The 22,417-nt window shown below is 61.6% G+C and carries 23 protein-coding genes and 2 pseudogenes; 13 read left to right on the forward strand and 12 right to left on the reverse strand.

Annotated features, from left to right (window positions below):
* The first annotated feature begins 187 nt into the window (after positions 1-187).
* The 3 genes from dnaB (at position 188) to JFN93_RS24205 (ending at position 4,207) form a co-directional block, all read left to right on the forward strand.
* The gene (dnaB, locus tag JFN93_RS24195; protein ID WP_199386960.1) at positions 188-1,528 is read left to right on the forward strand and encodes a replicative DNA helicase; all 1,341 of its coding nucleotides are present in this window, start codon (positions 188-190) and stop codon (positions 1,526-1,528) included.
* A gap of 449 nt (positions 1,529-1,977) precedes the next feature.
* Positions 1,978-3,264, forward strand: coding sequence for an enoyl ACP reductase FabMG family protein (locus tag JFN93_RS24200; RefSeq protein WP_199386961.1), 1,287 nt, complete (start codon positions 1,978-1,980; stop codon positions 3,262-3,264).
* Between the two features lie 217 nt (positions 3,265-3,481).
* Complete coding sequence (locus tag JFN93_RS24205) at positions 3,482-4,207, forward strand: response regulator (protein ID WP_199386962.1); 726 nt, start codon at positions 3,482-3,484, stop codon at positions 4,205-4,207.
* Here JFN93_RS24205 and JFN93_RS24210 read toward each other — a convergent pair.
* From JFN93_RS24210 to ybaK, 6 genes are all read right to left on the reverse strand, one after another.
* Positions 4,179-4,742 (reverse strand): hydrolase, encoded by a 564-nt coding sequence (locus tag JFN93_RS24210; protein ID WP_199386963.1) that lies wholly within the window; start codon positions 4,740-4,742, stop codon positions 4,179-4,181. The two genes, JFN93_RS24205 and JFN93_RS24210, sit on opposite strands and share 29 nt — an antisense overlap.
* Before the next feature lie 140 nt (positions 4,743-4,882).
* Positions 4,883-6,322, reverse strand: a complete 1,440-nt coding sequence (locus JFN93_RS24215) for a sigma-54-dependent transcriptional regulator (RefSeq protein WP_199386964.1) — start codon at positions 6,320-6,322, stop codon at positions 4,883-4,885.
* 170 nt (positions 6,323-6,492) lie between these two features.
* A complete protein-coding gene (locus tag JFN93_RS24220; RefSeq protein WP_199386983.1) occupies positions 6,493-7,566 on the reverse strand; it encodes a two-component system sensor histidine kinase NtrB in 1,074 nt (357 codons plus the stop codon).
* 4 nt (positions 7,567-7,570) lie between these two features.
* A complete protein-coding gene (gene dusB, locus JFN93_RS24225; protein WP_199386965.1) occupies positions 7,571-8,536 on the reverse strand; it encodes a tRNA dihydrouridine synthase DusB in 966 nt (321 codons plus the stop codon).
* Between the two features lie 327 nt (positions 8,537-8,863).
* Positions 8,864-9,682 carry an SIR2 family NAD-dependent protein deacylase gene (locus tag JFN93_RS24230; RefSeq protein ID WP_199386966.1) on the reverse strand — a complete coding sequence of 273 codons (819 nt, stop codon included), beginning with the start codon at positions 9,680-9,682 and terminating at the stop codon, positions 8,864-8,866.
* 68 nt (positions 9,683-9,750) lie between these two features.
* A complete protein-coding gene (gene ybaK / locus JFN93_RS24235) occupies positions 9,751-10,233 on the reverse strand; it encodes a Cys-tRNA(Pro) deacylase (protein WP_199386967.1) in 483 nt (160 codons plus the stop codon).
* 167 nt (positions 10,234-10,400) lie between these two features.
* On the opposite strand from ybaK, the gene JFN93_RS24240 reads away from it, so the two are divergent.
* From JFN93_RS24240 to JFN93_RS24270, 7 genes are all read left to right on the forward strand, one after another.
* Positions 10,401-10,772, forward strand: coding sequence for a response regulator (locus tag JFN93_RS24240; protein WP_236021948.1), 372 nt, complete (start codon positions 10,401-10,403; stop codon positions 10,770-10,772).
* A 2-nt stretch (positions 10,773-10,774) separates the two neighbouring features.
* Positions 10,775-11,284, forward strand: coding sequence for a YkgJ family cysteine cluster protein (locus JFN93_RS24245; protein WP_199386969.1), 510 nt, complete (start codon positions 10,775-10,777; stop codon positions 11,282-11,284).
* A 91-nt stretch (positions 11,285-11,375) separates the two neighbouring features.
* A complete protein-coding gene (locus tag JFN93_RS24250; protein ID WP_199386970.1) occupies positions 11,376-11,630 on the forward strand; it encodes a TIGR03905 family TSCPD domain-containing protein in 255 nt (84 codons plus the stop codon).
* 136 nt (positions 11,631-11,766) lie between these two features.
* Positions 11,767-12,009 carry a hypothetical protein gene (locus JFN93_RS24255; protein ID WP_199386971.1) on the forward strand — a complete coding sequence of 81 codons (243 nt, stop codon included), beginning with the start codon at positions 11,767-11,769 and terminating at the stop codon, positions 12,007-12,009.
* A 260-nt stretch (positions 12,010-12,269) separates the two neighbouring features.
* Entirely contained in the window at positions 12,270-13,040 is a 771-nt protein-coding gene (locus tag JFN93_RS24260; protein WP_199386972.1) for an enoyl-ACP reductase FabI, read from the forward strand.
* Positions 13,041-13,063: 23 nt separating this feature from the next.
* Entirely contained in the window at positions 13,064-14,776 is a 1,713-nt protein-coding gene (gene hflX / locus JFN93_RS24265) for a GTPase HflX (RefSeq protein WP_199386984.1), read from the forward strand.
* 10 nt (positions 14,777-14,786) lie between these two features.
* Complete coding sequence (locus tag JFN93_RS24270; protein ID WP_199386985.1) at positions 14,787-15,398, forward strand: trimeric intracellular cation channel family protein; 612 nt, start codon at positions 14,787-14,789, stop codon at positions 15,396-15,398.
* A gap of 377 nt (positions 15,399-15,775) precedes the next feature.
* On the opposite strand, the gene JFN93_RS24275 is transcribed toward JFN93_RS24270, so the two are convergent.
* Together JFN93_RS24275 and pal are read right to left on the reverse strand one after the other, a co-directional pair.
* Positions 15,776-17,116 (reverse strand): chloride channel protein, encoded by a 1,341-nt coding sequence (locus tag JFN93_RS24275; RefSeq protein WP_199386973.1) that lies wholly within the window; start codon positions 17,114-17,116, stop codon positions 15,776-15,778.
* A gap of 96 nt (positions 17,117-17,212) precedes the next feature.
* Positions 17,213-17,812 (reverse strand): peptidoglycan-associated lipoprotein Pal, encoded by a 600-nt coding sequence (gene pal, locus JFN93_RS24280; RefSeq protein WP_199386974.1) that lies wholly within the window; start codon positions 17,810-17,812, stop codon positions 17,213-17,215.
* 252 nt (positions 17,813-18,064) lie between these two features.
* Here pal and JFN93_RS24285 point away from each other — a divergent pair, with 252 nt between their 5' ends.
* Positions 18,065-18,565: a MarR family winged helix-turn-helix transcriptional regulator gene (locus JFN93_RS24285; protein ID WP_199386975.1), complete on the forward strand. Its 501-nt coding sequence runs from the start codon at positions 18,065-18,067 to the stop codon at positions 18,563-18,565.
* On the opposite strand, the pseudogene JFN93_RS24290 reads toward JFN93_RS24285, so the two are convergent.
* Positions 18,540-19,562 (reverse strand): annotated as a pseudogene (locus tag JFN93_RS24290) (chloride channel protein); the annotation flags it as partial. The gene JFN93_RS24285 and the pseudogene JFN93_RS24290 sit on opposite strands and share 26 nt — an antisense overlap.
* On the opposite strand from JFN93_RS24290, the pseudogene JFN93_RS26230 reads away from it, so the two are divergent.
* Positions 19,562-19,756 (forward strand): annotated as a pseudogene (locus JFN93_RS26230) (DUF4396 domain-containing protein); the annotation flags it as partial. The pseudogenes JFN93_RS24290 and JFN93_RS26230 overlap by 1 nt on opposite strands.
* Positions 19,757-19,777: 21 nt before the next feature.
* Here the strand turns inward: JFN93_RS26230 and JFN93_RS24300 are convergent.
* The 3 genes from JFN93_RS24300 to JFN93_RS24310 are packed head-to-tail and all read right to left on the reverse strand — an operon-like array spanning position 19,778 to position 21,695.
* Positions 19,778-20,161 (reverse strand): BON domain-containing protein, encoded by a 384-nt coding sequence (locus JFN93_RS24300; RefSeq protein WP_199386978.1) that lies wholly within the window; start codon positions 20,159-20,161, stop codon positions 19,778-19,780.
* The gene (locus JFN93_RS24305) at positions 20,158-21,096 is read right to left on the reverse strand and encodes a PqiB family protein (RefSeq protein ID WP_199386979.1); all 939 of its coding nucleotides are present in this window, start codon (positions 21,094-21,096) and stop codon (positions 20,158-20,160) included. The genes JFN93_RS24300 and JFN93_RS24305 overlap by 4 nt, the downstream gene beginning before the upstream one ends.
* Positions 21,093-21,695 (reverse strand): paraquat-inducible protein A, encoded by a 603-nt coding sequence (locus JFN93_RS24310; RefSeq protein ID WP_199386980.1) that lies wholly within the window; start codon positions 21,693-21,695, stop codon positions 21,093-21,095. The genes JFN93_RS24305 and JFN93_RS24310 overlap by 4 nt, the downstream gene beginning before the upstream one ends.
* A gap of 226 nt (positions 21,696-21,921) precedes the next feature.
* Here JFN93_RS24310 and JFN93_RS24315 point away from each other — a divergent pair, with 226 nt between their 5' ends.
* Positions 21,922-22,350, forward strand: coding sequence for a hypothetical protein (locus tag JFN93_RS24315; protein ID WP_199386981.1), 429 nt, complete (start codon positions 21,922-21,924; stop codon positions 22,348-22,350).
* The last annotated feature ends 67 nt before the right edge of the window (positions 22,351-22,417 follow it).

Raw genomic sequence — 22,417 nt, forward strand, 5'->3', positions numbered from 1 at the left:
TCGGGATGCACTGATAGTCAAAGCCCCAGCTTTGTATAAAGCCTTCACCAAGCGGAACTTGGGAACGAGATGCTGAATCTATCAGGTCGAATCTTTTTCAAAGGGGGAAGTCCAAGTAGTCGTTGTCAATTGCACCGCGTTAAGGTACTATTCGGCGCTTAAGCAACAGTAGTTTTAGAGGTTTTGCATGTCTGATCAAAGAAAAATGCCCCCCCAGAGCCTCGAGGCCGAGATGTCCATCCTCGGCGGCATTCTCGTCGATAACGAGGCGATCAACCGCGCCCTCGAGATTCTCCGCCCGGACGATCTGTACCGCGAGAACCACCGCAAGATCTTCCGCTCCATGATCGAGCTCAGCGAACGCAACGAACCGTGCGACCTCATCACGCTGACCACCATCCTGAAGCGGAAAGGGGAGCTGGAGGAGGTGGGCGGGGGCGCCTATCTCGCCACCCTGGTCGACTACGTCCCGATGGCGGCGAACATCGCCTACTACTGCAAGATCGTCAAAGAAAAGGCCATCACCAGAAAGCTGATCACCGCCGCCACCGACATCGTCACCAAGGGTTTCGAGGACAAGGTCGATGTCGACGAGCTCCTCGACGGCGCCCAGAAGGCGATCTTCGAGATCTCCGAAAACAAGATCAAGCCGGCGTACTACCAGGTCTGCGACGTTCTCAAAGACACGATGAAGAACATCGAGCTCCTGTACGAGAAAAAGGAGCAGATCACCGGGGTGCCGACCGGTTACATCGACCTCGACAAGATGACCGCGGGCTTCCATGCCGGCGACCTCGTCATCATCGCGGGGCGTCCGGCGATGGGGAAGACCACCTTCGCCCTCAACGTGGCCCAGTACGTGGCGGTCGAGGCGCAGAAGCGCCGTCCCGCCGCGATCTTCTCCCTGGAGATGAGTAAGGAGCAGCTGGTGGAGCGGCTCCTGTGCTCCCTGGCCCGCGTCGACCTCGGCCGGCTCAAAACCGGGCACCTCTTGGAAAACGACTGGCCCAAGCTCGCCAAGGCGGCGGGCGGTCTGCACGACGCCAAGATCTTCCTCGACGACACCCCTTCCATCACGGTCATGGAGCTGCGCGCCAAGGCCCGGCGCCTCAAGGCGGAACACGACATCGGCCTGATCATGATCGACTACCTCCAGCTCATGCGCGGCGGTGCGAACTCGGAGTCGCGTCAGCAGGAGATCTCGGAGATCTCGCGATCGCTCAAAGGCCTTGCCAAGGAGCTCGAGATCCCGGTCCTCGCCCTCTCCCAGCTCAACCGCGGTCTGGAACAGCGCACCGACAAGCGGCCGATGATGAGCGACCTCAGGGAATCGGGAGCTATCGAGCAGGACGCCGACATCATCATGTTCGTCTACCGCGGCGAGGTCTACGACAAGGAGAACGAGGACCTGAAGGGAAAGGCGGAGATCATCATCGGAAAGCACAGGAGCGGTCCGACCGGCATCGTCGACCTCGTGTTCAAGGGCGAGTACACCCGGTTCGAGAATGCGGCGCGGGAAGAACACTAAAAGCAATGGACAATTGACAATTTACAATTGACAATGTTCACATAGCGAACGCATTCATCTGTACCTAAAGAGCTACTCTTGTAGAGCACATTGACATAGGCCCTCCACTCCCCCCTCTTGACATAGGGGGGCTGGGCTTGTCTGCCGTAGCTTCAGGGTAGGCTGAGGGAATTTGCTTTTCAGGTTTTCCCTTTCATGACATGAACGAAAACCTTATAGGCAAATCCCCAAAATTCCCCTTTTTCAAAGGCGGGACTTGATCGGCCTTACGGACGCAGCATGCTGCGCCCCTACATTGCGAAGACGGCATAATCCTTCGTTGAGAAAACGACATCGTCTCATAGCTCAAACATGCTTTACCGGCTTTAACTACGGCGGAAACGCCAGAACCAATACCATCGTTGTCAATTGTCAATTATCCATTGTCGATTGAGAAGAAAGGATCTGAAATGACTCGTTACCATGCATTACGGGAGGTGCCTGCTGCGGCAGGTTTCGGTAAAAACGACGTGCTGTTTCTTTGCGGCGAACTGTTCGGCCGCGGCTATGCCAACGGCATCGTCGAAGAGGCCCGCGCCAAGGGGATGACCATCATCGGGAGCACGGTCGGCCGGCGTGACTCCGACGGCACGCTGCGCCCGCTCAACGCGGATGAACTCGCCGCCGCCGAAGAGCTCCTCGGGGCCAAGATCATCAACATCCCGCTGGAAGCCGGTTTCGACATGGAGCCGGGCAAAGACGGCGTCACCCCGGTCGACCGGCTCAAGGGCGTCAAGCCCGACGACTGGGCCAGCGTTTCCCTCCCTGCCGACGAGATCGAATTCTCGCGGAAGGCCGGCGCGGCGCGTTTCCAGGAAAACCTGGGCCAGGTGGTGGCCCAGCTCCAGGGAATGATCCCGGCGGGCGCCAGGGTGCTTTGCGTCCATACCATGGCCGGCGGCATTCCCCGCGCCCGCGTCTTCATGCCGCTGCTCAACAAGATCTTCAAAGGCCAGGGCGACCGCTTTGTTTCTTCCGAAGCCTTCTGGAAATCGGATCTCGGCAAGCTCTGCGATGTCAGCTTCAATGAAGTCACCGCCGACACCTTCGGCTACCTGATCGACGCCACCGCATCGCTGCGCGAGAAATTCACCGTCAGCTACGCGGCCTACGGCTACCACGGCTGCGAGGTGCTCATCAACGGCGCCTACACCTGGCAGTCCTACACCCCGTACCTCCAGGGATGGGCCAAGATCCGGCTGGAGGATGTCGCTCTGGCCGCCTGGGAAAAAGGGGTGAAGGCCACCGTTTTCAACTGCCCGGAAATCCAGACCAACTCCAGCGCCCTTTTCCTGGGCGTGGAAAACTCCCTCTACCCGCTGCTCAGTTCCCTGCAGCAGGAAGGGGAGCAGGAGACCGCCAAGGAGTGCGCCAAGCTCCTGAAGGAAGGGGAGACCATCGAGAAGGTGCTCGCCAAAGCCAACGAGTATCTCTCCAATCCGCTGGTCACCGCCACCCGTGATCTCGCCACCTGGCCGCAGCACAACTCCCGCGAGCAGCAGGATTACATGCTGGCCAGCTCGGCCGAGCTTCTGGCGATGAACGAGAACCAGAAGGACATCGTCTGCGCCGTCCTTTCCCGCGCGGTATTCGAAGGGGTCGGCAAGCTGATGATCAATGCGTCCTACGCTCCGAAGGCGCCGCTCTACTGGCTCAACCACGACGTCATCGCCAAGTGCCTGGCGAAGAAGGGGTAATTGGTTAGCACTGTGACAGAAGGGCAAGCATCACTATAAATAGGTGCAGTGCAGCAGATTGAAGTAGGGTAGCAAATGACAAAAAAGCCCCCGTTCCGCAAGGAATGGGGGCTTTTGTTCATTAATTACTAAAGTTAACGCATCAGCTGCCGATCATTAGAAACTCCGGAGTCAGGAATTACCTTACGCAATCGAGATCGTGAGGTAGGAGGCAGTAATGCACAAGGTTTTGCTGGTAGATGACGTCAGCATGTTCGTCGAGCTGCAGAGAAGCTATCTGGAACCGTCGGATCTCAAGATACTCACCGCATACAACGGGCTGGAGGCCCTCGAGGTCTGCCGCAGCGAACGGCCGGAGCTCGTCTTCATGGACCTCCACATGCCGGTCATGGACGGCGCCGCCGTCTGTGCCGCGGTGAAAAAAGACCCGAACCTGGCCGACACCCGCATCGTCATGATCACCTCGGAAACCAAAACTGGTGATCATTCCGTCTGCTACAATGCGGGCTGCGACGATCTGCTCACCAAACCCCTGGACCGGAAAATCTTCCTGGAGACGGCGCGGCGCTTTCTCCCCAAGGTGGAACGGCGCAACCGCCGGGTAGGCTGCCGCATCCGTGCCGCCTACCGCGCCAGCGGTACCTCGCACTCGGGGTTAATCATGGACGTAAGCCGCGAAGGGCTCTACCTCTCCACCAACTGCGCCGTCGAGGAAGGGACCCAGCTCGACCTGGTTTTCGCCCTGCCGGAGCCGCATACCGCCATCATCCAGACCCGCGGCGAGGTCGCCTGGATCAACTTCCCCGAAGACCGTAAGAAACCGAGCCTTCCCCAGGGATTCGGCCTGAGGATCGTAAAGATCGACCCCGAATCGAGTGCCAGCCTCGCCCGCTTCGTGGAACAGCCCAGTCCGTTTATCGAACCAATTTGGAAAGCTTCTTGAACGCTTCGGTCCCGGCGACCCGCAGCAGCTGAAAGAGCACGCTCTCGGTCGAGGTGATCACCGCCCCGGCACCGGCAAGCGCCGTCACCGCGGTAATCCAGTTCTCCTTGCGGCGGCTCATCACCGCGTCGCTCACCAGGTGCACCACGTAACCTTCCGCCAGCAGTTCCAGTGCCGTCTGCAGCACGCAGACGTGCGTCTCCATCCCCACCAGGATCACCTGCCGCCGCCCCGATGCCGCAAGCTGCTCCATGAAACCATCGCCGCCGCAGCAGCTGAAGGTCATCTTCTCCAGCGCCGGAGCCGGGAGCTTTTCCTTGAGTTCCGGGAGGGTTTCACCAAGCCCCTTGACATACTGCTCGGTGGCAATGGTCGGAATGCCGAGTTCCGCAGCGGCGTCGAGGAGGATCGAGATGTTCTTGGTCAGCTTCGCCAGGACCTCCGGGTCCATCGCCCGGCAGAGCTTCTCCTGCACATCGATCACCACCAGCTGCGCACTTCCCCTCTCCAGAAAAAACTTGTCCAGTAGCGACATGATCCACTCCTTAGCTGAAATAGTTAATAGAATCCCTCTCCCGGCGGGAGAGGGTGGCCAAAGGCCGGGTGAGGGGTGCAAATCAGCGAGTGGAGCTTCCCTCACCCCAACCCTCTCCCGGCGGGAGAGGGAGTAACGTATCAGGCCTGCTTCACCACCTCGATGCCGAGTTCGGTGATCTTCTTCCTCAGGGTGTTCCGGTTGATGCCGAGGATGTCGGCGGCGCGCACCTGGTTGCCGCGGGTTTTCTCCAGCACGAAGCGGATCAGCGGACGCTCGACCTGCTCCAGGACCATCGAATAGACGTCCCCGCTCTCCATACGTTCCATGTTGGAAAAGCTGCCGCGCAGTTTCAGGTCGACGATCCCCTCCAGGGAGAGTTCCTCACCCTTGCCATCCGCCCCCTTGCTGGTCAGTCCGGGGAAGTCCCCGGCGACAAGCAGCGGGTCCGGCGAAAGGATCACGGCGCGCTTGATGGTGTTCTCCAGCTCGCGGATGTTGCCGGGCCAGTTGTACCCGGTCAGGAGCTTGATCGCCTCGGCGGAGCAGCGCTTGTTCGGCACTTCGAGCTCGGCGCAGATCTTGGCCAGGAAATACTCGACAAGCAGCGGCACGTCTTCGCGACGCTCCCTCAGGGGAACCAGGTTGATCGGGATGACGTTGAGGCGATAGAAGAGGTCCTCGCGGAATGCCTTCTTGCGCACGCTTTCTTCCAGGTCCTGGTTGGTCGCGGCCACGATCCGGACGTCGACCGGAATGCTCTGGTTGCCGCCGGTCCGGGTGACCTCCTTTTCCTGGAGCACGCGGAGGATCTTGGCCTGCAGATCGATCGGCATGTCACCGATCTCGTCCAAAAAGATGGTCCCGCCGTTGGCCTGCTCGAACTTGCCGAGCTTGCGCTCGGAGGCCCCGGTGAAGGAGCCCTTCTCGAAGCCGAAAAGTTCGCTCTCCAGGAGTTCCTTCGGGATGGCGGCGCAGTTGAGCGGGATGAAGGGCTTGCCCAGCCGCCGCGAGTTGTAATGAATGGCGCGGGCGATCAGTTCCTTGCCGGTCCCGGACTCCCCCTGGATGAGGACGGTCACGTCGCTGGGTGCCACCTTGCCGATGGTCTTGTACACGTCGCGCATCGCCGGCGAGTTGCCGATGATGGTCTTTTCCAGCTGGTAGCGGTCCTTGAGCTCCTCCTTGAGAAGGGTGACCTGGCAGGACATGTCCCGGGCGCGGCTGACCTTTTCCACCACCGCGTCGATCACGCTCAGGTCGAAGGGTTTGGTGAGGTAGTCGTAGGCGCCCCGCTTCATAGCCTCGACCGCATTTTTCATGCTGGCCTCGGCGGTCATGATGACGACGAAAAGGTCGGCGCGCTCCTCCTTGACCTTGTCCAAAAGTTCCAGGCCGGAGAGCCCGGGCATCTTGATGTCGAGCAGGGCGAGGTCGTAGGAGTTCGCCTTGATCATGCGCAGGGCCTCGTCTCCGTCACGGGCGAGGTCGGTGTTGAAACCTTTCTTTCTCAGGGCCTTGGAAAGGACCCAGCGCATGCTCTCTTCGTCGTCGGCGACCAAAATGTTCTGTATTGACATGTCTACTCCTAAAGCGGGGTCGGGGGTCGGGGGGCAGGGGTCGGGGGAGCGTCGTTGGTCTCCTGGTCCCGTGGATCCTTCCGTCCGTTAGGTCCCTTCGTTATGCGGTGTCCAAGGTCCGCGCCGGCACCGCGTGCCTACCTGCGGTCTTGGCTCCCATTATCTTCCAATTATTGAATTAGTGGCAGTGTTACCGTGAAGACCGTGCCGCGGGAGCGGTCCGACTCGACGCGGATCATGCCGCGGTGCTCGGAGACGATCTTCTGGCAGATGGCCAGCCCCAGACCGGTTCCCTTGGTCTTGGTGGTGAAAAACGGCGTGAACAGGTGATCGATGACATCTTCGGGAATGCCGGGGCCGTTATCGGCCACCTCGATGGCGACCATCCGGGCGCGCCGCTCACCGATCGGGGTCATGCTGTAGTCGGAGAGGACCTTGCTGGTCACCTTCACGACCCCATCTTCCCCCACCGCCTCGATGGCATTGCGGATCAGGTTCAGGAAAAGCTGGGTGAGCAGGGCTTCGTCGGCCAGGATGGGCGGGATGCTCGGATCGAAGTACTGCTGGATGACGATCTTCTTCCCGTCGCTGGCGCGCTTTTGCAAAAGGACGATGTCGGAGAGGACCCGGTGCAGGTTCACCTTGCCGAGCTTCAGGCGACCGGGGGAGGCCAGGGCCAAAAGCTCCTCGACGATGACGTTCACCCGCTGAACTTCCTTCAGCATGACCCGCACGTACTCGCGCAGGTCCTCGTTGTCCGGAAATTCCATCTCCAGGAGCTGCGCCGCCCCCTTGATCCCGCCGAGCGGGTTCTTGATCTCGTGGGCAAGGCCGGCGGCCAGCGCCCCCAGCGAGGAGAGGCGGTCCGCCTGGCGCACCGCCTCCTCCAGCTCGCGCACCTTGGTCAGGTCCCGCAACAAGACGATGGTCCCGATCCGCTCTCCGGCGGCACGCAAAAGAGGCGACGTCGATACGCCGACCGGGGTCAGCCGGCCGCCGCGCTTGAGGACGACGGTCTCGTGGTCCGAAACCGACATGCCGGTGGCAGCGGTCTTTTCCACCAGTTCCAAAAGCGCCGTCTCGCTGCGGAAGATGTCGCTGAAGCGTGCCCCTTTCGCCTGACGCCGCGACACCGAGGCGATCTCCTCGGCAGCGGGGTTAACCAGGGTGACCATGCCGCTGTTATCCAGGACAATGACGCCGTCCCCGACGCTGTCGATCACGTTGGCATAGTACGCTTCCATAAGGTCATCCACGAAAGAATCCCTCCATTGCGGCCTTGAGTGCCGACCAATCCTCGACCCGGTTCACCTCGGCGCGAAACTGGGCCGCGCCGGGTATCCCCTTGGTGTACCAGCAAAGATGCTTGCGCATTTCGCGCAGGGCCACCCGTTCCCCGACCTCGGCGGCCAAAAGGTCCATGTGGCGCAGGGAAACCGCCAGGCGTTCCTCCCGGCAGGGCGGCGCCGGGGTTTCCCCGGCCAAAAGGGCGAGCGCCTCGCGGAAGATCCAGGGGTTCCCCATGGCGCCGCGCGCGATCATCACCGCGTCGCAGCCGGTCTCCTCCAGCATCGCCACCACGTCGGCCGCGCTGAAGAGGTCCCCGCTCCCGATGACCGGAATGGAAAGGGCCTTTTTGAGAAGGCCGATCTTGGACCAGTCGGCGTGTCCCTCGAACATCTGGGCCCGGCTTCTCGGGTGGAGCGTCACCGCGTCGCACCCCTCTTCCTGGGCGATCCTGCCGATCTCGAGATAGACGTCGTCGCCGCAGACCCAACCGGTGCGGATCTTGATGGTGAGCGGCAGCCGGGTTGCGGCCCGCACGCTGCGCACGATCGCCGCGATCCTGGCCGGGTCCTTCAGGAGCGCGCTGCCGGCCCCGGTCCCGACGACCTTGCGGACCGGGCAGCCCATGTTGATGTCGATCAGCTCACCGTACCCCTCCACCAGCCGGGCCGCTTCGGCGAGCATTTCCGGATCGTCGCCGAAAAGCTGCAGCCCGAGGGGGCGGTCCTGCGGGTCCCCCTTGAGAAGATCGAAGCTTTTCTGCCCTTCCCGGGTGAGCCCGTTCACGCTGACCATTTCGGTGAAGGTGAGGGAAGCGCCGCAGTCACGGGCCAAAAGCCGCATCGGGAGGTTGGTGACGCCGGCCATGGGCGCGAGAAGTACGCGATTTTTCAATACTAAGGAGCCGATGGCTACCGTTTTCTGCATACGATCATGGTTCCTATTCTGCTTAAAAATTGGGCATTCTACCGAGAGGGGGTGGAAAAGGCAAGGGGTTTTTCGTAAGGAGAAACGGTGGGGGCGAAATAGTCTTTTTCGTAAGTTTCCTTGAAAGTTCGCGGTGTTCCAAAAAGGGACAGTGACGACCGAGTAAGCAACCGGCTTACGCTGCAGGAGCGACATGCTTGTCGCGCTGACCAACAGACGAAACCTGAGGGAGCGCCTTTCCCGGCGCGAACCACCAGAGGCGGTGACAGCGGTTGCAGAAAATCGCGGCAGCAATGTCGCTCCTGCCGGAGATTCCTCCCGTATCGCCTATCCCAGCAGCCGCTCGATTCCCTCGAGCCCTTCCAGGGCACCGCAGGAAAGGCCCAAGTGCGGGGCATGGATCTGGGGCTCGCGTGGGTTGATCCGGACCACCCGGGCCTGCGGCAGGGCGCCGAGGCGCTCGCTCATCGCGCGGATGGTCGGGACGGCTAACCCAGCACCGAGTTCGACCACCACGATGCGCCGTCCTTCGCGCTCGGCGATGAACTCCCGGAAGGCATCCTGCTGGCGCTCGGTCCGGTCGCTGATCCAGCTGTAGTCGCCGAACATGAGGATATTGGGGCGGGCGACGCCGCGGCAGCCCGGGCAACGCGGGACGTCCTTGGAGCGCATGGTGGCGGTGTCGATCCGGAAGGTCTCCCGGTTGTCCCAGATGTTGCGGCTGCACGGCTCGATGCATTGCAAATGGTGGATGGAACCGTGCACTTCGAGGATGGCATCCTCGGAAAAGCCCGCCTTCTGAAACTGGCCGTCGACGTTCGAGGTCACCACGAAGGCATCGAGCTTGTAGCGCTCGATCCAGGAGCGGAGCAGGGCGAAGCCCCGGTGCGGAACGGTATCGCGGTAGAGGTTGGTGCGGTGGCCGTAGAAGCCCCAGCCGAAGGCGGGATCGCGCTCGAAGTGCTCCGGATTGGCGGCGTCCACGAAGCTGAGGCGGAGCTTCTCGTAAGGGGGATAGGCCTTCCAGAACCCTTGGTCGCCGCGAAAGTCCGGAAGCCCGGAATCAACCCCCATGCCGGCGCCGGCGGTGACGATCAGGACCTCGGCGGAGCGAAGCGCCTCGGCTGCTGCGGTAAAGTCGGGCATCGTATCCTCCACTCAGCGGTTCGCGGGCGTCCGATCCGACCGATCCGTCCGATCGCCGCCCGCACCAGTTACTGCTTCACGGTTACCAGCACCGGTTTCAGCACCCGCACGAGTTCCGCGGGATCCATGAAAACCAGAAAGCCACGGTGGCCGCCGTTGATGTAGATGCGCGGCAGATCCAGGATGGTCTTTTCCAGGTAAACCGGCATCTGCTTCCGGGTCCCGAACGGGGAAGTTCCCCCTACCATGTAGCCGGAATGCTTGTTCGCGACGTCCGGCGCACACGGGGTCACCGTTTTGGCCCCGATGCTGCGGGCCAGCTCCTTGGTCGACACCTGCTCGTCGCCGTGCATCAGGATAACCAGCGGGTTTCTCCGCTCGTCTTCCATGATCAGGGTCTTGATCACACTGTGTTCCGGCACGCCCAGCTCGCGCGACGACACGGCCGTCCCACCCCGCTCCTCATAGGTATAGTGATGCTCCTCATAGGCTACCCCGGACTGTCTCAGAACCCGGATCGCCGCAGTTACCGGCGCCTTTACCTTTGCCATCGTCTCTCCTTCAGACAATTACCGCTACGTATACGCTTTAATAAGACGAAAAGAGTCTTGCCAGCAGAAGTCATTAAGGCTAATGTATTTACCATGTCTTTTCCAGGGGTACAACAACGATAGAAAGGCCAGGCCCTCCTATGGAAGCAGCAGCCAAAGTGCTGATTATGGATGACGATGAGATGGTCCGCTTCGTCGCCGGCGAAACGCTGAAACGCTACGGTTTCGACGTGGAGTTCGCCGTGGACGGCCAGGAAGCGGTTAACCTGTACCGCGAGCGTTTCGAGCAAGGCATCCGTTTCGTCGCCGTCATCCTGGACCTCAACATCCCCGGTGCCATGGGGGGTGAAGAGGCCATGCAGAAGCTCCTGGAAATCGATCCCACCGCCCGGGGGTACGTCTCCAGCGGCCGCACCGACGACCCGGTGATGCTCAACTACCGCGATTACGGGTTCAGCGGCACCATCGAAAAGCCGTATTTCTACCTGAACAAGCAACTGATGGAAGAGTTCACCAAGGAACTCGCTGGAAACGCCTAGCAATGCCCCTGCAAAATTACCTGACGCTCCTGGAAAGGGTTGATGCCCTCTGCGCCCGGACCGCCACCCAATTCGCCGACCACATCACCTGCCGTCCCGGATGCGATTCCTGCTGCCGCCACCTCTCCATTTCCGCGGTTGAAGCCGCCGCACTAGTCCACGCGCTGCGCGAACTCCCCGAAGAGCAGGCCGCCTTGGTTCGGGAGCAGGCGCAAGCGGCCGATGCATCCTCCCCCTGTCCACTGCTCCACGACGGCCTCTGCCTCATCTACCATGCCCGCCCCATCATCTGCCGCACCCATGGGCTGCCGCTGCTGATCCGCCAGGACGGCGCCGCCCGGGTCGACTTCTGCCCAGACAATTTCCAAGGGATCGACCGCATTCCCGGAAGCGCCGTTTTGGACCTGGAAAGGCTGAACGAGATGCTTGCCGCGATCAACGCGCTCTACCTGCAGCAATGCCCGGGACCGGAGCGGATTCATATGGCGCAGTGCCTGCGGCACTCCGGTTGACTTTTGCTGCAGCAGCAGGTATATGACGTGAGTTCAAAACGGCGTCCCCACGGGCGCCACTGGCGTAACTGTTTAATTTCGGGGGAACCGCATGAAGCTTAGTTACAAAACGTCCGGGAGCTGCGCTTCCCGGATCGACATCGAGATTGAAAACGGCGTGATCGCCAGCACCTCCTTCATCGAGGGATGCGCGGGCAACACCCAGGCGGTGGCCGCACTGGTTCGCGGCATGGCCGTCACCGATGCCATCTCGAGGTTGAAGGGGATTGCCTGCCAAGGCTCCACCTCGTGCCCGGATCAACTGGCGCGTGCCCTGGAGCAGGCATTGGCCGGCACCGAGGGATGACCGGATAACCTGAGATTCCGGGAGTTTCTGGAGGTAGGGGCGCAGCGTGCTGCGTCCCTACCTCCGTTTTGAGCCTTGCACATTGCCGAGGGACCGGCAGCTGCGGTGCCAGTCTCCGCTAAGAGGAGGAAATGAAATGGAAGTGTTCGGTGGATTCATGATGATGCTGTCCATCATCGGCTTTTTCCTGGCCGTGATCTGGTTCATCCTCCCGTTTGTCATTCTCAATATGAAAGGGAAACTGGACCGGACCCTGGAGCTGGTCGAGAGCATCGACCAGAGGCTTGCGGCAGTGGAGCTGCGGCTCAAGGAGCAGGAAGCGCGGACGGGGGAGCCGATACCGAGCGATACAGAGGCAACGTCGCCAGAATTGCCCTAAGAGGCAAGGTTGCTTACCCTGTGGGAGCGCCATTCCTGGCGCGATAACCTTTGGGCGATTCGCGCCAGGAATGGCGCTCCCACACGGGAGTGGCGCCCTCGTGACGACCAATCGGCGGTCGGGGCGTCCGGCCGTTAAAGACGGGTCGCGCCAGCCATTCAGCTTGCAAAACCGGGCGGTTTTCATTATAGTGACAGGCCGTACCATACGCAGGGTTTATAGAAAAAGTTAATCTAACGGACAGATTTTCGGAGGATAGGATGGGTTTACTGGAGGGGAAAAAAGCCCTTATTTTCGGGGTTGCCAACGATAAAAGCATCGCCTGGGCAACCGCGGAAGCGTACCGCAAGGAAGGAGCCGACGTTGCGCTCGCCTACGCCAATGAGGCGGTCGCCAAAAGGGTCATCCCTCTCGGGGAGAGCATCGGCGCAAGCCTCATCCTTCCCTGCGACGTGCGCAGCGACGAGGACATCGCGACCCTCTTCGCCAAGATCAAGGATGCCTGGGGCGGGATCGACATCCTGGTCCACTCGGTCGCCTTCGCCAACAAGGACGAGCTCAAGGGGTCCTTTCTCAATACCACCCGTGAAGGGTTCGCCATGGCCATGGACATCAGCGCGTACTCGCTCATCGCCATGGCCAAGGAAGCGGCCCCCCTCATGGAAGGGCGCAACGGAAGCATCATCGCCATGACCTACTACGGGTCGACCAAGGTGTTCCCCAACTACAACGTCATGGGGGTTGCCAAGGCGGCTCTCGAGGCAAGTGTCCGCTACCTCGCCGAGGCCATGGGCCCGGAAGGGACCCGCGTCAACGCCATCTCCGCCGGACCGCTGCGCACCCTCGCGTCCGCCGGGGTCGGCGGCTTCAACCAGATCGCCGGCTTTGTCGCCGGCAAGGCTCCGCTGCGGCGCAACATCAGCCAGGAAGAGGTCGCCGGCGCGGCAGTCTATCTCGCCAGCCCCCTTTCCAGCGGGGTAACCGGCGAGGTCCACTTCGTCGACAGCGGTTACAACATCATCGGGATGTAACAGCCCAACGTCGGAGGCGGCACATTAAACAGCCACATGGCAATCTGACAGGACTCAAGCCGAACCAGGTAAAGCGACTGGAACGGCTCTACCGCCGCCGGATAAACCCCAACGAGGTGGTTTCCCTGGAGGTGGCGCGGGAAGTTACCGACATCTCGCTGGAAATCCGGCGCCAGATCGGTCTGCTCATCAACCGGATCGGCGAGATCGCCTACGTGATCGTCGGGGACGAACGCGCCCTGCTCATCCCGAATCTCGCCGACTACCCCCTCGGCAAGCGCCTTCTGCGCGGGCTGCGCCTGGTGCACACCCACCTCAAGGGCGAACCCCTTACCGACGACGACCTGACCGACCTCTCCCTTTTGCGACTGGACCAGATCGCCGCGCTGCAACTTACCCAGCATCCGGACCGCTTCTCCATCCAGACCGCCCACCTGATTCCGCCGCGCCCCAACGGGCTCCCCTACCAGGTCGAGCCTTCGGTCCCCTTCCCCCGCTTCACCCTGGAGTTCCGCTCTTTCATGGAAACCCTCGAGGAGTCGCTGATCCGCGGGTTGGAAGAGGGGAAAGCCGTCACCACCGGCGTGGAACGCGGCATCCTGATTTCGGTGACCCGGAGTACCCCCGAAGAGGCCGACGATTCCATGGAGGAGCTCAAGGAGCTCGCCCGCACCGCGGGAGTCGGCGTTTTGGACACCGTGATCCAGCGCCCCAAGGAATTCAACCCGCGCTTTCTCCTGGGTGAAGGGAAACTGCGCGAGGTGGTGATCAAGGCGCTCCAGCTCGGGGCGACCATGCTCGTCTTCGACCAGGAGCTCTCCCCGGCCCAGGTCCGCTCCATCTCCGAGCTGACCGAGCTCAAGGTCATCGACCGCAGCCAGCTCATCCTCGACATCTTCGCCCGCCGGGCGGTCACTCAGGACGGCAAGGTGCAGGTGGAACTCGCCCAGCTCAAATACCTGCTGCCGCGCCTGATCGGGCGCGGCGTCCAGATGTCCCGGCTCATGGGGGGGATCGGGGGGCGCGGCCCGGGCGAAACCAAACTCGAGGTCGACCGGCGCCGGATCCGGGACCGGATCGCCCACCTGGAACGCGAGCTGAAGGAGCTTTCCAACGGCCGCTACCAGCGCCGCCAGAAGCGGGTGAAGGCGGGAATTCCCATCGTCTCCATCGTCGGCTATACCAACGCCGGCAAGTCGACCCTTTTGAACACGATGACCAAGAGCGAGGTCTTCACTGAAAACCTCCTCTTTGCTACCCTCGATACCTCCTCGCGGCGGCTCCGCTTCCCGCGGGACCACGAGGTAATCATCACCGACACGGTCGGCTTCATCCGCAGTCTGCCGAAGTCGCTGATGGGCGCCTTCAAGGCGACCCTGGAAGAGCTCAAGGACGCCGACCTCCTGATCCACCTCGTCGACTGCGCCAACCCGCGCTTCGAGGAGCAGATCGGCCAGGTCGACGCGATTCTCGCCGAGCTTGATCTCGCCAACAAGCCGCGGCTCCTCGTTTTCAACAAGACCGATCTCCTCCCGGAGATGAAGAAAAACAACATGCTTTCTTTCATGAAGGTGCGGCAGGTGGGACGGAAGTTGGGGGCGATCAGCGTGAGCGCCAACGACCGCAAAAGTCTCGAACCGCTCCTGAAGGAGCTGCAGCAACGGTTCTGGCAGGACGTGCCGGACTATGGCGCCCAACTTCCCGAAGAGGAAGAAAACGGGACGCCGGAAGGGTAACGTACGCCGCATGACCAGCCAGTTCAACACCCTCTATGCCCTCGATCTCCTTGGGACGGCCGCCTTTGCGGCGTCCGGAGCTTTGGCCGCAGTCCGCAAGAAGATGGACCTCTTCGGGGTCATCGTGCTCGGCATCGTCACCGCCACCGGCGGCGGGGTGCTGCGCGATCTCCTTTTGGGAGACGCTCCCCCATTCTGCTTCAAAAACGAGCTCTATCTCTACCTCGCTGTCATCACCTCCATCATCGTCTTTCTGTCACCCCGGCGCTTCGAACGGATGGGGCGCGCCATGCTGTTTTTGGACGCCCTCGGGCTAGGGACCTTCCTGGTGATCGGGACTTCCAAGGCACTCGCCTTCCATCTGGGCTTCGCGGGCTCCGTGATCATGGGGGTCATGACCGGCACCTTCGGCGGGCTGATCCGCGACACCCTGAGCAACGAGATCCCCCTCATCCTGCAGCGCGAGATCTACGCCTCGGCCTGCGTGGTCGGCGGGGCCTGCTTCTATTTCCTCAACGACACCTTCGTTCCCCCGGCGATCAACCTCACCGTCTCCGCGCTGGTGGTGATCCTGATCCGCGGCGCCGCCATCGCCAAGGGATGGCATCTGCCGCGGGCGTAAGCCCGTTCAACGTTCAACGTTCAACGTTCAGAGTTCACAGCCACTCAGATGCAGAAAGGGCGCCGCGGGGCGCCCTTTTTCGGTTTTCTGAGCTTGCGTGTTGTAGGAGCGACATTCCTGTCGCGATCCGCCGGAAGCGGTAACTGCCGCTGCGGTTAATCGCGCCTGGAAAGGCGCGCCCACAGGGTTGGCACCGGCTCACTACCTACCGGAATCAAACCTTACGGTGCCGCGGGGTCCTTCGCTAGGATGGCGATCTCTAGCGCGCTGCAGACTTAAGCTGTGGGAGCATCTTTCCAGGCGCGAATAACCGGGCTGGGATCGCGACAGGAATGTCGCTCCTACATGGCAGGGGGCGCCTTCACCCTCAGCTCCGGCTATTCCTCCCCCTTCCCTCTCCGCCGCTGCATCTTCTGCCACAAGCGCCATTCCGGCAAGGCGATCTGATCGCGCCGCATCGAGCCGATCGGGATCCCCATCTCCACCGGCAGCGACTCGCTCTTCTTGATCCCCAGAAGCTGGCTGGGATAGATGCTCCGGTAGCCGACGATCAAAAAGCTCACCATGCAGGCCAGCGCCGCGTGGGGACCGATGGCCGGTCCGAAGAGCTCCATCGCCATCACCGAGGCGGCGATGGGGGTGTTGGCCGCCCCGGCCAGGACCGCAACCATGCCGATCGCGGAAAAGAGCGCCAGGTAACGGACGTCGACCAGCTGCGCGAACAGGTTCCCGGCTCCGGTGCCGATGACGAAGATCGGCGTGACCACCCCGCCGCTCCCGCCGCAGCCCAGGGTTACCGAGGTGGCGATGCTCTTCCAGAAGAAGGTGCCCAGGGGGAGCGCGGCCCCGCGCCATCCCTCGTCGAGCGACTGGATCCCCAGCCCCAGATACCTCGGCGAGACCCAGGCCCCGATGGCAACCATGAGCGCCCCACCAAGTGCGGCGCGGAGCGTCTTGCTGCCGACCCGGTCGAAGCTCTTATGGGTCCAGGTGGCCGCCTCGATGAAGAAGATCGCCACCAGTCCGCACCAAAGGCCGAGCGCCACTACCTCGAAGATGCTCCACCCGTTCACCTGCGGCGGCACGATAACCGGAACCCGAGGATACTGCCCGCCCAAGAGGGTGGCCACGTGGAAGCCGACGATACCCGCCACAAACGAAGGGAAGAGCACCTCGTAGAGCATCTGGCCCAGCACCAGCACCTCGATACCGAAGAGTGCCCCTGCTATGGGGGTTCCGAATACCGTGGCAAAACCGGCGCTGATGCCGCAGATCACGATCTTGCGCCGATCCTGATCCTTCAGGCGGAGCATGGTCGCAAAGGAGGACGCGAGCGCGGCACCGATCTGGGCGCACGGTCCTTCCTTCCCCGCCGAACCTCCGCCGGCCAGGGTGATGACGGTCGCCACGAGCTTCACCGGAACGACCTTCAAGGCGATCCTCCCCATCCGCGTGTGTACCGCCTCGATGACCTTCTCGGTACCGTGCCCGGCCGCCTCCGGCGCCAGCCAGGCCACCAGGAGCGCACTTACCGCAAGAGTCGCGGGAAGGAAATGGAAGTAACCCGGATAGCGGCCGACCTGACTCGAGGCCCAGGCCAGCGACCGCAAAAAGACGGTAGTGCCCGCGCCGACGAGGCATCCCACTCCGGCGGCGTACACCGCCCACTTGACCACGCTGGCGAAAAGCGTCAGCTCTTCGTAGACCTTTCTTTTCATCGACTCCCCGCTCTTTGGACACTAAAAAGCCTGGGAAGGGGGCGTCAGCCCCTTTCCAGGCCGTGGAAATCGCGCTCGCGAGTCGCGATCCCCGTGTTACTGGATCACGAAGTCGTCGCGGCGGTTTTTGGCCCAGGCCGCCTCGTCGTGACCGGGATCCAACGGTTTCTCCTTGCCGTAGCTGATCACGGAAAGCCGCTCCGCCGGAATGCCGAGAGTAACCAGGTACTTCTTGGCTTCCCGCGCCCGCTCCTCGCCGAGAGCGAGGTTGTAGTCGTCCGAACCACGCTCGTCGCAATTCCCCGCGATCTGGACTTTGGCGTTGGCCGCCTTTTTCAGGACCTCCAGGTTTTTGGTCAGGATGTCCCGATCTTCCTTGGTGAGGGCATAGGAGTCAAACGCGAAGTAGATCCGTTGCAGGTCCGTCTTCAGTGCGTCCGCGCTCTTGGCACCCTGGGCACCATTCCCGTTGTCGGCAACCACCGGTTGCGCCTGAACCGGAGCTGGTGCCGCCGCGGTGTTTTGCGCCGGCGCCGGATTCGCTGCAGCTTTGGTCTCGGGCACGATCGCCGGTTTCGTTGCCGCCGCAGCGGACGGGGCAATCGGCTCGTCCTTCTTGACCATCCCCTGCTTCGAACAACCTGCGGCCAGCACCAACGCACCGATCAGCACCAGGTTAACGACTTTCCCTCTCATAGCTAACTTCCCCCTTGTTGGATTTATCCAGGTAATGTGAACGGCCTGGGCCTTCACTTGCGTAGCAATGATTTGAATACGAACTAAATCGCTTGTCAAGAGTTTTCATTAGCGATAGGATCGCGAGGCATCTCCGCCGCAGCTACGGGTTTCATGGCTGGTACCAGAAAAATGTTTTTTGATATCAGCAGGTATGTGCTAAGGATGAGAAAAGCGGGGCAGGCAGAGAATTCCTGGCCGTCGGAGGAAGCGATGAAAAAAACCAGTAAAGGGACCGTGGTTGCCGAGATTATCGACAACCTGCGGCGTGTATTCCAGGCGGTAAACGAATACTCCAAGAAGGCGGAAAAGGAGACCGGGCTGACCGGGCCCCAGCTCTGGGCCATCAAGGTGATCGCGGATTCCGCTCCGATCAAGGTCTCCGAGCTGGCGCGCCGCATGTACCTGCACCCGGCGACGGTGGTCGGGATCGTGGACCGTTTGGAAGGACGCGGACTGGTATCGCGCACCCGTTCCCAGGAAGACCGGCGGGTCGTCGATGTGGAATTGACCGAACAGGGGAAGGAACTGGTGGCGCAATCCCCGGAAGTGGCCCAAGGGATGCTGGTGCGCGGGCTGGAAACCCTGGAAAGACCGCAGTTGATGCGGATGGCAGCGGACCTGGAGCAACTGGTCGCCATCCTCGGGGCCCAGGAACTCCCCCCCAAGCTCCTTCTCTCACCGGAGGTCAACCTCCCCGCCGAAGAAGAGTAGCCCAGGGACTCCGATTGCGCGCTCGATTGCCGCTGTCCTGCTGCGAAAACATATCGAGCGCCTCGGTCATCGCATCGACGACCATCTCTTTGCCGATTACGCCGACAATGTCGGAGGACGAGTCCGCAGGGGCTCTCACAATCGCGACCACCGCCGTTTCTTCCGATCGCATGGTACCCAGAATCTGAAGCAGCGTCGCATCCCGGGATGCTGTGCTGAATCGCCTCCGGAGCAGCTCCCCAGCCGTGGAGCCGCTCTGGTTTCCTGCCAGGGCGGCAAGGGCCGAAACCCGCGACTCAACTGCCACAGTCCCCTCCTCACCCTCGATGACAAACCAGCGCGCCTTGCGCTCATCCCGTACCAGTGCAGCGAACTCCGTCACCGGCGTCTCGGTCGGCACCGTCAAAAGAGCCGTATCCATGATCGTTTCCGCCCGTTTCATCTCGTGCACGTTGGCGTGCATCCCTTCCGGGAGATACTGTCCCCGCCGAGTCAGCTTCAGCGTATAGATGCTGTCCCGCGAGAAGAAGGTCCGCACCCCGTAGCTCATGGCAACGGTCATCACCAGAGGAATGACGACGCTGTAGTCGTAGGTCATCTCCAGGATCATCACGATGGCGGTGATTGGCGCCGCCGTGCTGGCGCCGACGAGGCCGGCCATGCCGGCGACGGCAAACGCGGGTGGGCTGATATCGAGCCCCGGTAAAACGCGGTGCAGGAAGAGAACGTACCCCCCGCCCAAGGTGGCCCCCAGGAACAACGCCGGGGAAAAAACGCCCCCGGAAGCGCCGGAACCAAGGGAGAGCGAGGTGGCAAGGAGTTTCAACGCAAATAGCAGGATCAGGAATCCGGCCTGCGGCATGGTCCCCAGCAGCACGTCCTGGATGGTGGCATAGCCGACGCCTTCGATGTGGTAATGCCCGGTGGTCCGAAAGAGCAGGTAGAGGACCAGCCCCAAAAGCAGCATTCCGGTGCCGTGGCGCAGGTAGGGATGCCCCGTCGCTTTCCAGCTGGCTAATCGGCATGTACGGCTGGATGGCGGTCGCGGTTTTTGCCATTTTCGGCGCGGAAATCCCGAAAACGTCCCCGATTTTCTGGTTCATGATGCAGATTGCCATGTGGTTCGGATTCGCCACCTCATACCCGGTGAACTGGTGGCTATTGAAGCGGGGGCTCAAAGAAAAGATGTGACCGTTGCCGAGATCAGTGCCGTCACTTGGCTATCTTCAGCTCGTTTTTGAGTTTCATCTTGCGATGGACGCTTTTGGCAATCTCTTCTGCTCGATTTCGCTCCGCAGCCGATTTGACGGTCCCGCTCAAGACAACCTCCTCCTTGGTCCCCTCCACCGTCACCTGCTGAAAAGCCGGTCCTGCCTGCCGCAACGCATCCTGCACCCGCATCGCGGTTACCTTGTTGTCGAGCAGCGGCCCTTCGTGGGTAGGCTCGGGCTTGTTCTGCGGCTCCTGCCCTCCCTTGGGTTCGACCACCTTCTCGATCTCCTTGGTCGCCTCTTTCTTGAAAAAAGAGCAGCCGCCCACCAGGCCGGCAATGAGCAGGGGCACCAGCAGCTTGCGCAGCCCGCGGGTCGCTTTCATTTTCTTGCCTTCCTTTCCGCGGCCGGGACCGGCGGGGGATGACCGCCGACCAGCGGGAGGGGGATTTCCGGAAACCAGCGCAGCCAGGATTCTTCCGCCTTGTCGTAGAGCCGGAACGCCGCCCCGTCGTGGGCTTCGGGCTGATTGGCGTCCGGGGTGGCAAAGCCGATGCCGCCGGTCAGCAGGGTGCGGGCGGACTGCGCCGTGATGTCGATCCCCCCGAGACCGACGCTGATGTTGACGCCACCGGCATTCCAGAACTTGGAGTTCATCCGGACCAGCGGAGCATACTTTCGGTCGATGTTGAGGAAGATCCGCACCGTCTGCGCCGTCGGCCCCAACTCGGCCTGGTGGACCTCGCCCACCTGGATCCCGTGATAGGTCACCGGCGAGTGCTCCTTGACCGAGCCGAGCTTCTCGGCCAGGAGCACGACCCGGCGCCCCGGCTCCTCCTTCTGGGTCGCCGGTGCCTCGGGGACGCCACGGAATTCCGTCTGACGCTTTCCTTTTCCCGGCTCCACCGTGAGGTACGCGCCCCCCATGATTGTCTGCAGACCGGTTATCTCGTTAAGACCGATCCGCGCCCGTTCGACCCAGAAGATGGAACCCTCACGGGCCAAGCTGTCAGTACCCTGGTCCAGCGCGACGGTAACCTTTACCATCCGCGTGTCGGGCGTCAGCTCGATCTCCTTCACTTTGCCGACCTGCACACCTCGAAATTTCATCTGGGACTTCCCCTGCTGCAGCCCCACCGCGTTATCGAAATAGATGTGCAGCGTCGGCCCCTTCCGGATCACGTCCGCATAGACGATCCACCCGGCAATGAGTATCGCTCCCAACGGAATCAGCCAGAAGAGATAGCGTCTCCAATTTCTGCGCACCTCGGCCCTGGGCAATTTTTCGCCCGGGTGCGTCCCTTCCCCGGTGCCGTTCATGGTTTCTCCTCCGTATCCCAAAGCAGACGCGTGTCGAAGGTGATGGTGGCACAGATGGTGAGGACAACAACGGCGGCAAAAGAGAAAACCCCGGCCCCCGGATGGACCGTGGCCACCTCACCCAGCTCCGCGATCGACACCAGCATGGCCAGCAGGGTCACCTCCAGCATGTTCCACGGATCGATGATCTTGATGATCTTGTAGACCCAGGCGCGAAGCCTCTTCCAGCGCGGCCAGGGAAGGGTCAAAGAAAGGAAAAGCAGGCCGAGTATCTTCAGCGCCGGAGAAAGGATGCTGGTGGTAAAGACAAGGCTCCCGACAAAGTAGTTTCCCTGTTCAAAGAGTCCCATGATCCCCTGGAAGATGGTGGTGTCCTCTTCCATGCCCCAGTAGTCGGTCTGCACGATGGGAAAGAGATTGGCCGGGAAGTAGAGGATGAGCGCGGCGAGGGCGAGGCAGAAGGTGCGGGTGCGGCTGTCCGGCTTGCGCCGGTGGATGACGAATTGGCAGCGGGGGCAGATGGCGCGGGTGCCTTCCGGAAGGACGGCGTCCATCCGCTGCACGAGTCCGCAGGTTTGACAGGAGACGATCTGTTCCATGGGGCACCTCGCGAGGATCAGGCACGGGAAACGAGGCGGGCAAAACGGCAGTAGGTCAATGGTTACAGCAGGTTCCGACGCAAAAACATTGGCAAAGTGTACGATCCGGCTTGGGCGTGTCAACTGCACTGCATGACCTTTTTCACATCCTTCTCACCATGGGAAGGCACCCTCACCGGAAGGCACCGGCGCCCTGGTTCAATCATCGCGTGGCTCAATCAAGCGGTTGAGTCGGCACCCCTCGGCGCCCCTCCCGCAGGTATTCCTGCTCACCAGACTGGTGTCCCTGCTCACCACTCCGGTATCCCTGCTCACCACTCCGGTACCCTTGCTCACCACTCCGGTATCCCTGCTCACCACTCCGGTACCCTTCTTCACCACTCCGGTACCCTTCTTCACCACTCCGGTACCCTTCTTCACCACTCCGGTACCCTTGTTCACCACTCCGGTACCCTTGTTCACCACTCCGGTACCCCTGTTCACCACTCCGGTACCCCTGTTCACCACTCCGGTACCCCTGTTCACCACTCCGGTATCCCTGCTCACCACTCCGGTATCCCTGCTCACCACTCCGGTATCCCTGCTCACCACTCCGGTATCCCTGCTCACCACTCCGGTGCCCTTGCTCACCACTCCGGTACCCCTGGGCGTGTAAAGGATTTTGTGTAAATGCCCCATCGGCTACATAACGGGCATTCTTCCCTCGTAAATGATTGAGAACT

It is taken from the genome of Geomesophilobacter sediminis (genome assembly GCF_016458275.1).
Lineage (GTDB): Bacteria > Desulfobacterota > Desulfuromonadia > Geobacterales > Geobacteraceae > Geomesophilobacter > Geomesophilobacter sediminis.

Excerpts from the sequence above, each read along its gene's own strand:
- JFN93_RS24285 (WP_199386975.1), top strand. The coding sequence starts at position 18,065 with ATGAAAAAAACCAGTAAAGGGACCGTGGTTGCCGAGATTATCGACAAC.
- JFN93_RS24300 (WP_199386978.1), bottom strand. The coding sequence starts at position 20,161 with ATGAAAGCGACCCGCGGGCTGCGCAAGCTGCTGGTGCCCCTGCTCATT.
- JFN93_RS24275 (WP_199386973.1), bottom strand. The coding sequence starts at position 17,116 with ATGAAAAGAAAGGTCTACGAAGAGCTGACGCTTTTCGCCAGCGTGGTC.
- JFN93_RS24200 (WP_199386961.1), top strand. The coding sequence starts at position 1,978 with ATGACTCGTTACCATGCATTACGGGAGGTGCCTGCTGCGGCAGGTTTC.
- JFN93_RS24245 (WP_199386969.1), top strand. The coding sequence starts at position 10,775 with ATGCCCCTGCAAAATTACCTGACGCTCCTGGAAAGGGTTGATGCCCTC.
- dnaB (WP_199386960.1), top strand. The coding sequence starts at position 188 with ATGTCTGATCAAAGAAAAATGCCCCCCCAGAGCCTCGAGGCCGAGATG.
- JFN93_RS24230 (WP_199386966.1), bottom strand. The coding sequence starts at position 9,682 with ATGCCCGACTTTACCGCAGCAGCCGAGGCGCTTCGCTCCGCCGAGGTC.
- pal (WP_199386974.1), bottom strand. The coding sequence starts at position 17,812 with ATGAGAGGGAAAGTCGTTAACCTGGTGCTGATCGGTGCGTTGGTGCTG.
- JFN93_RS24260 (WP_199386972.1), top strand. The coding sequence starts at position 12,270 with ATGGGTTTACTGGAGGGGAAAAAAGCCCTTATTTTCGGGGTTGCCAAC.
- JFN93_RS24250 (WP_199386970.1), top strand. The coding sequence starts at position 11,376 with ATGAAGCTTAGTTACAAAACGTCCGGGAGCTGCGCTTCCCGGATCGAC.
- dusB (WP_199386965.1), bottom strand. The coding sequence starts at position 8,536 with ATGCAGAAAACGGTAGCCATCGGCTCCTTAGTATTGAAAAATCGCGTA.
- JFN93_RS24270 (WP_199386985.1), top strand. The coding sequence starts at position 14,787 with ATGACCAGCCAGTTCAACACCCTCTATGCCCTCGATCTCCTTGGGACG.
- JFN93_RS24255 (WP_199386971.1), top strand. The coding sequence starts at position 11,767 with ATGGAAGTGTTCGGTGGATTCATGATGATGCTGTCCATCATCGGCTTT.
- JFN93_RS24240 (WP_236021948.1), top strand. The coding sequence starts at position 10,401 with ATGGATGACGATGAGATGGTCCGCTTCGTCGCCGGCGAAACGCTGAAA.
- ybaK (WP_199386967.1), bottom strand. The coding sequence starts at position 10,233 with ATGGCAAAGGTAAAGGCGCCGGTAACTGCGGCGATCCGGGTTCTGAGA.
- JFN93_RS24310 (WP_199386980.1), bottom strand. The coding sequence starts at position 21,695 with ATGGAACAGATCGTCTCCTGTCAAACCTGCGGACTCGTGCAGCGGATG.
- JFN93_RS24305 (WP_199386979.1), bottom strand. The coding sequence starts at position 21,096 with ATGAACGGCACCGGGGAAGGGACGCACCCGGGCGAAAAATTGCCCAGG.
- JFN93_RS24205 (WP_199386962.1), top strand. The coding sequence starts at position 3,482 with ATGCACAAGGTTTTGCTGGTAGATGACGTCAGCATGTTCGTCGAGCTG.
- JFN93_RS24215 (WP_199386964.1), bottom strand. The coding sequence starts at position 6,322 with ATGTCAATACAGAACATTTTGGTCGCCGACGACGAAGAGAGCATGCGC.
- JFN93_RS24210 (WP_199386963.1), bottom strand. The coding sequence starts at position 4,742 with ATGTCGCTACTGGACAAGTTTTTTCTGGAGAGGGGAAGTGCGCAGCTG.
- JFN93_RS24220 (WP_199386983.1), bottom strand. The coding sequence starts at position 7,566 with ATGGAAGCGTACTATGCCAACGTGATCGACAGCGTCGGGGACGGCGTC.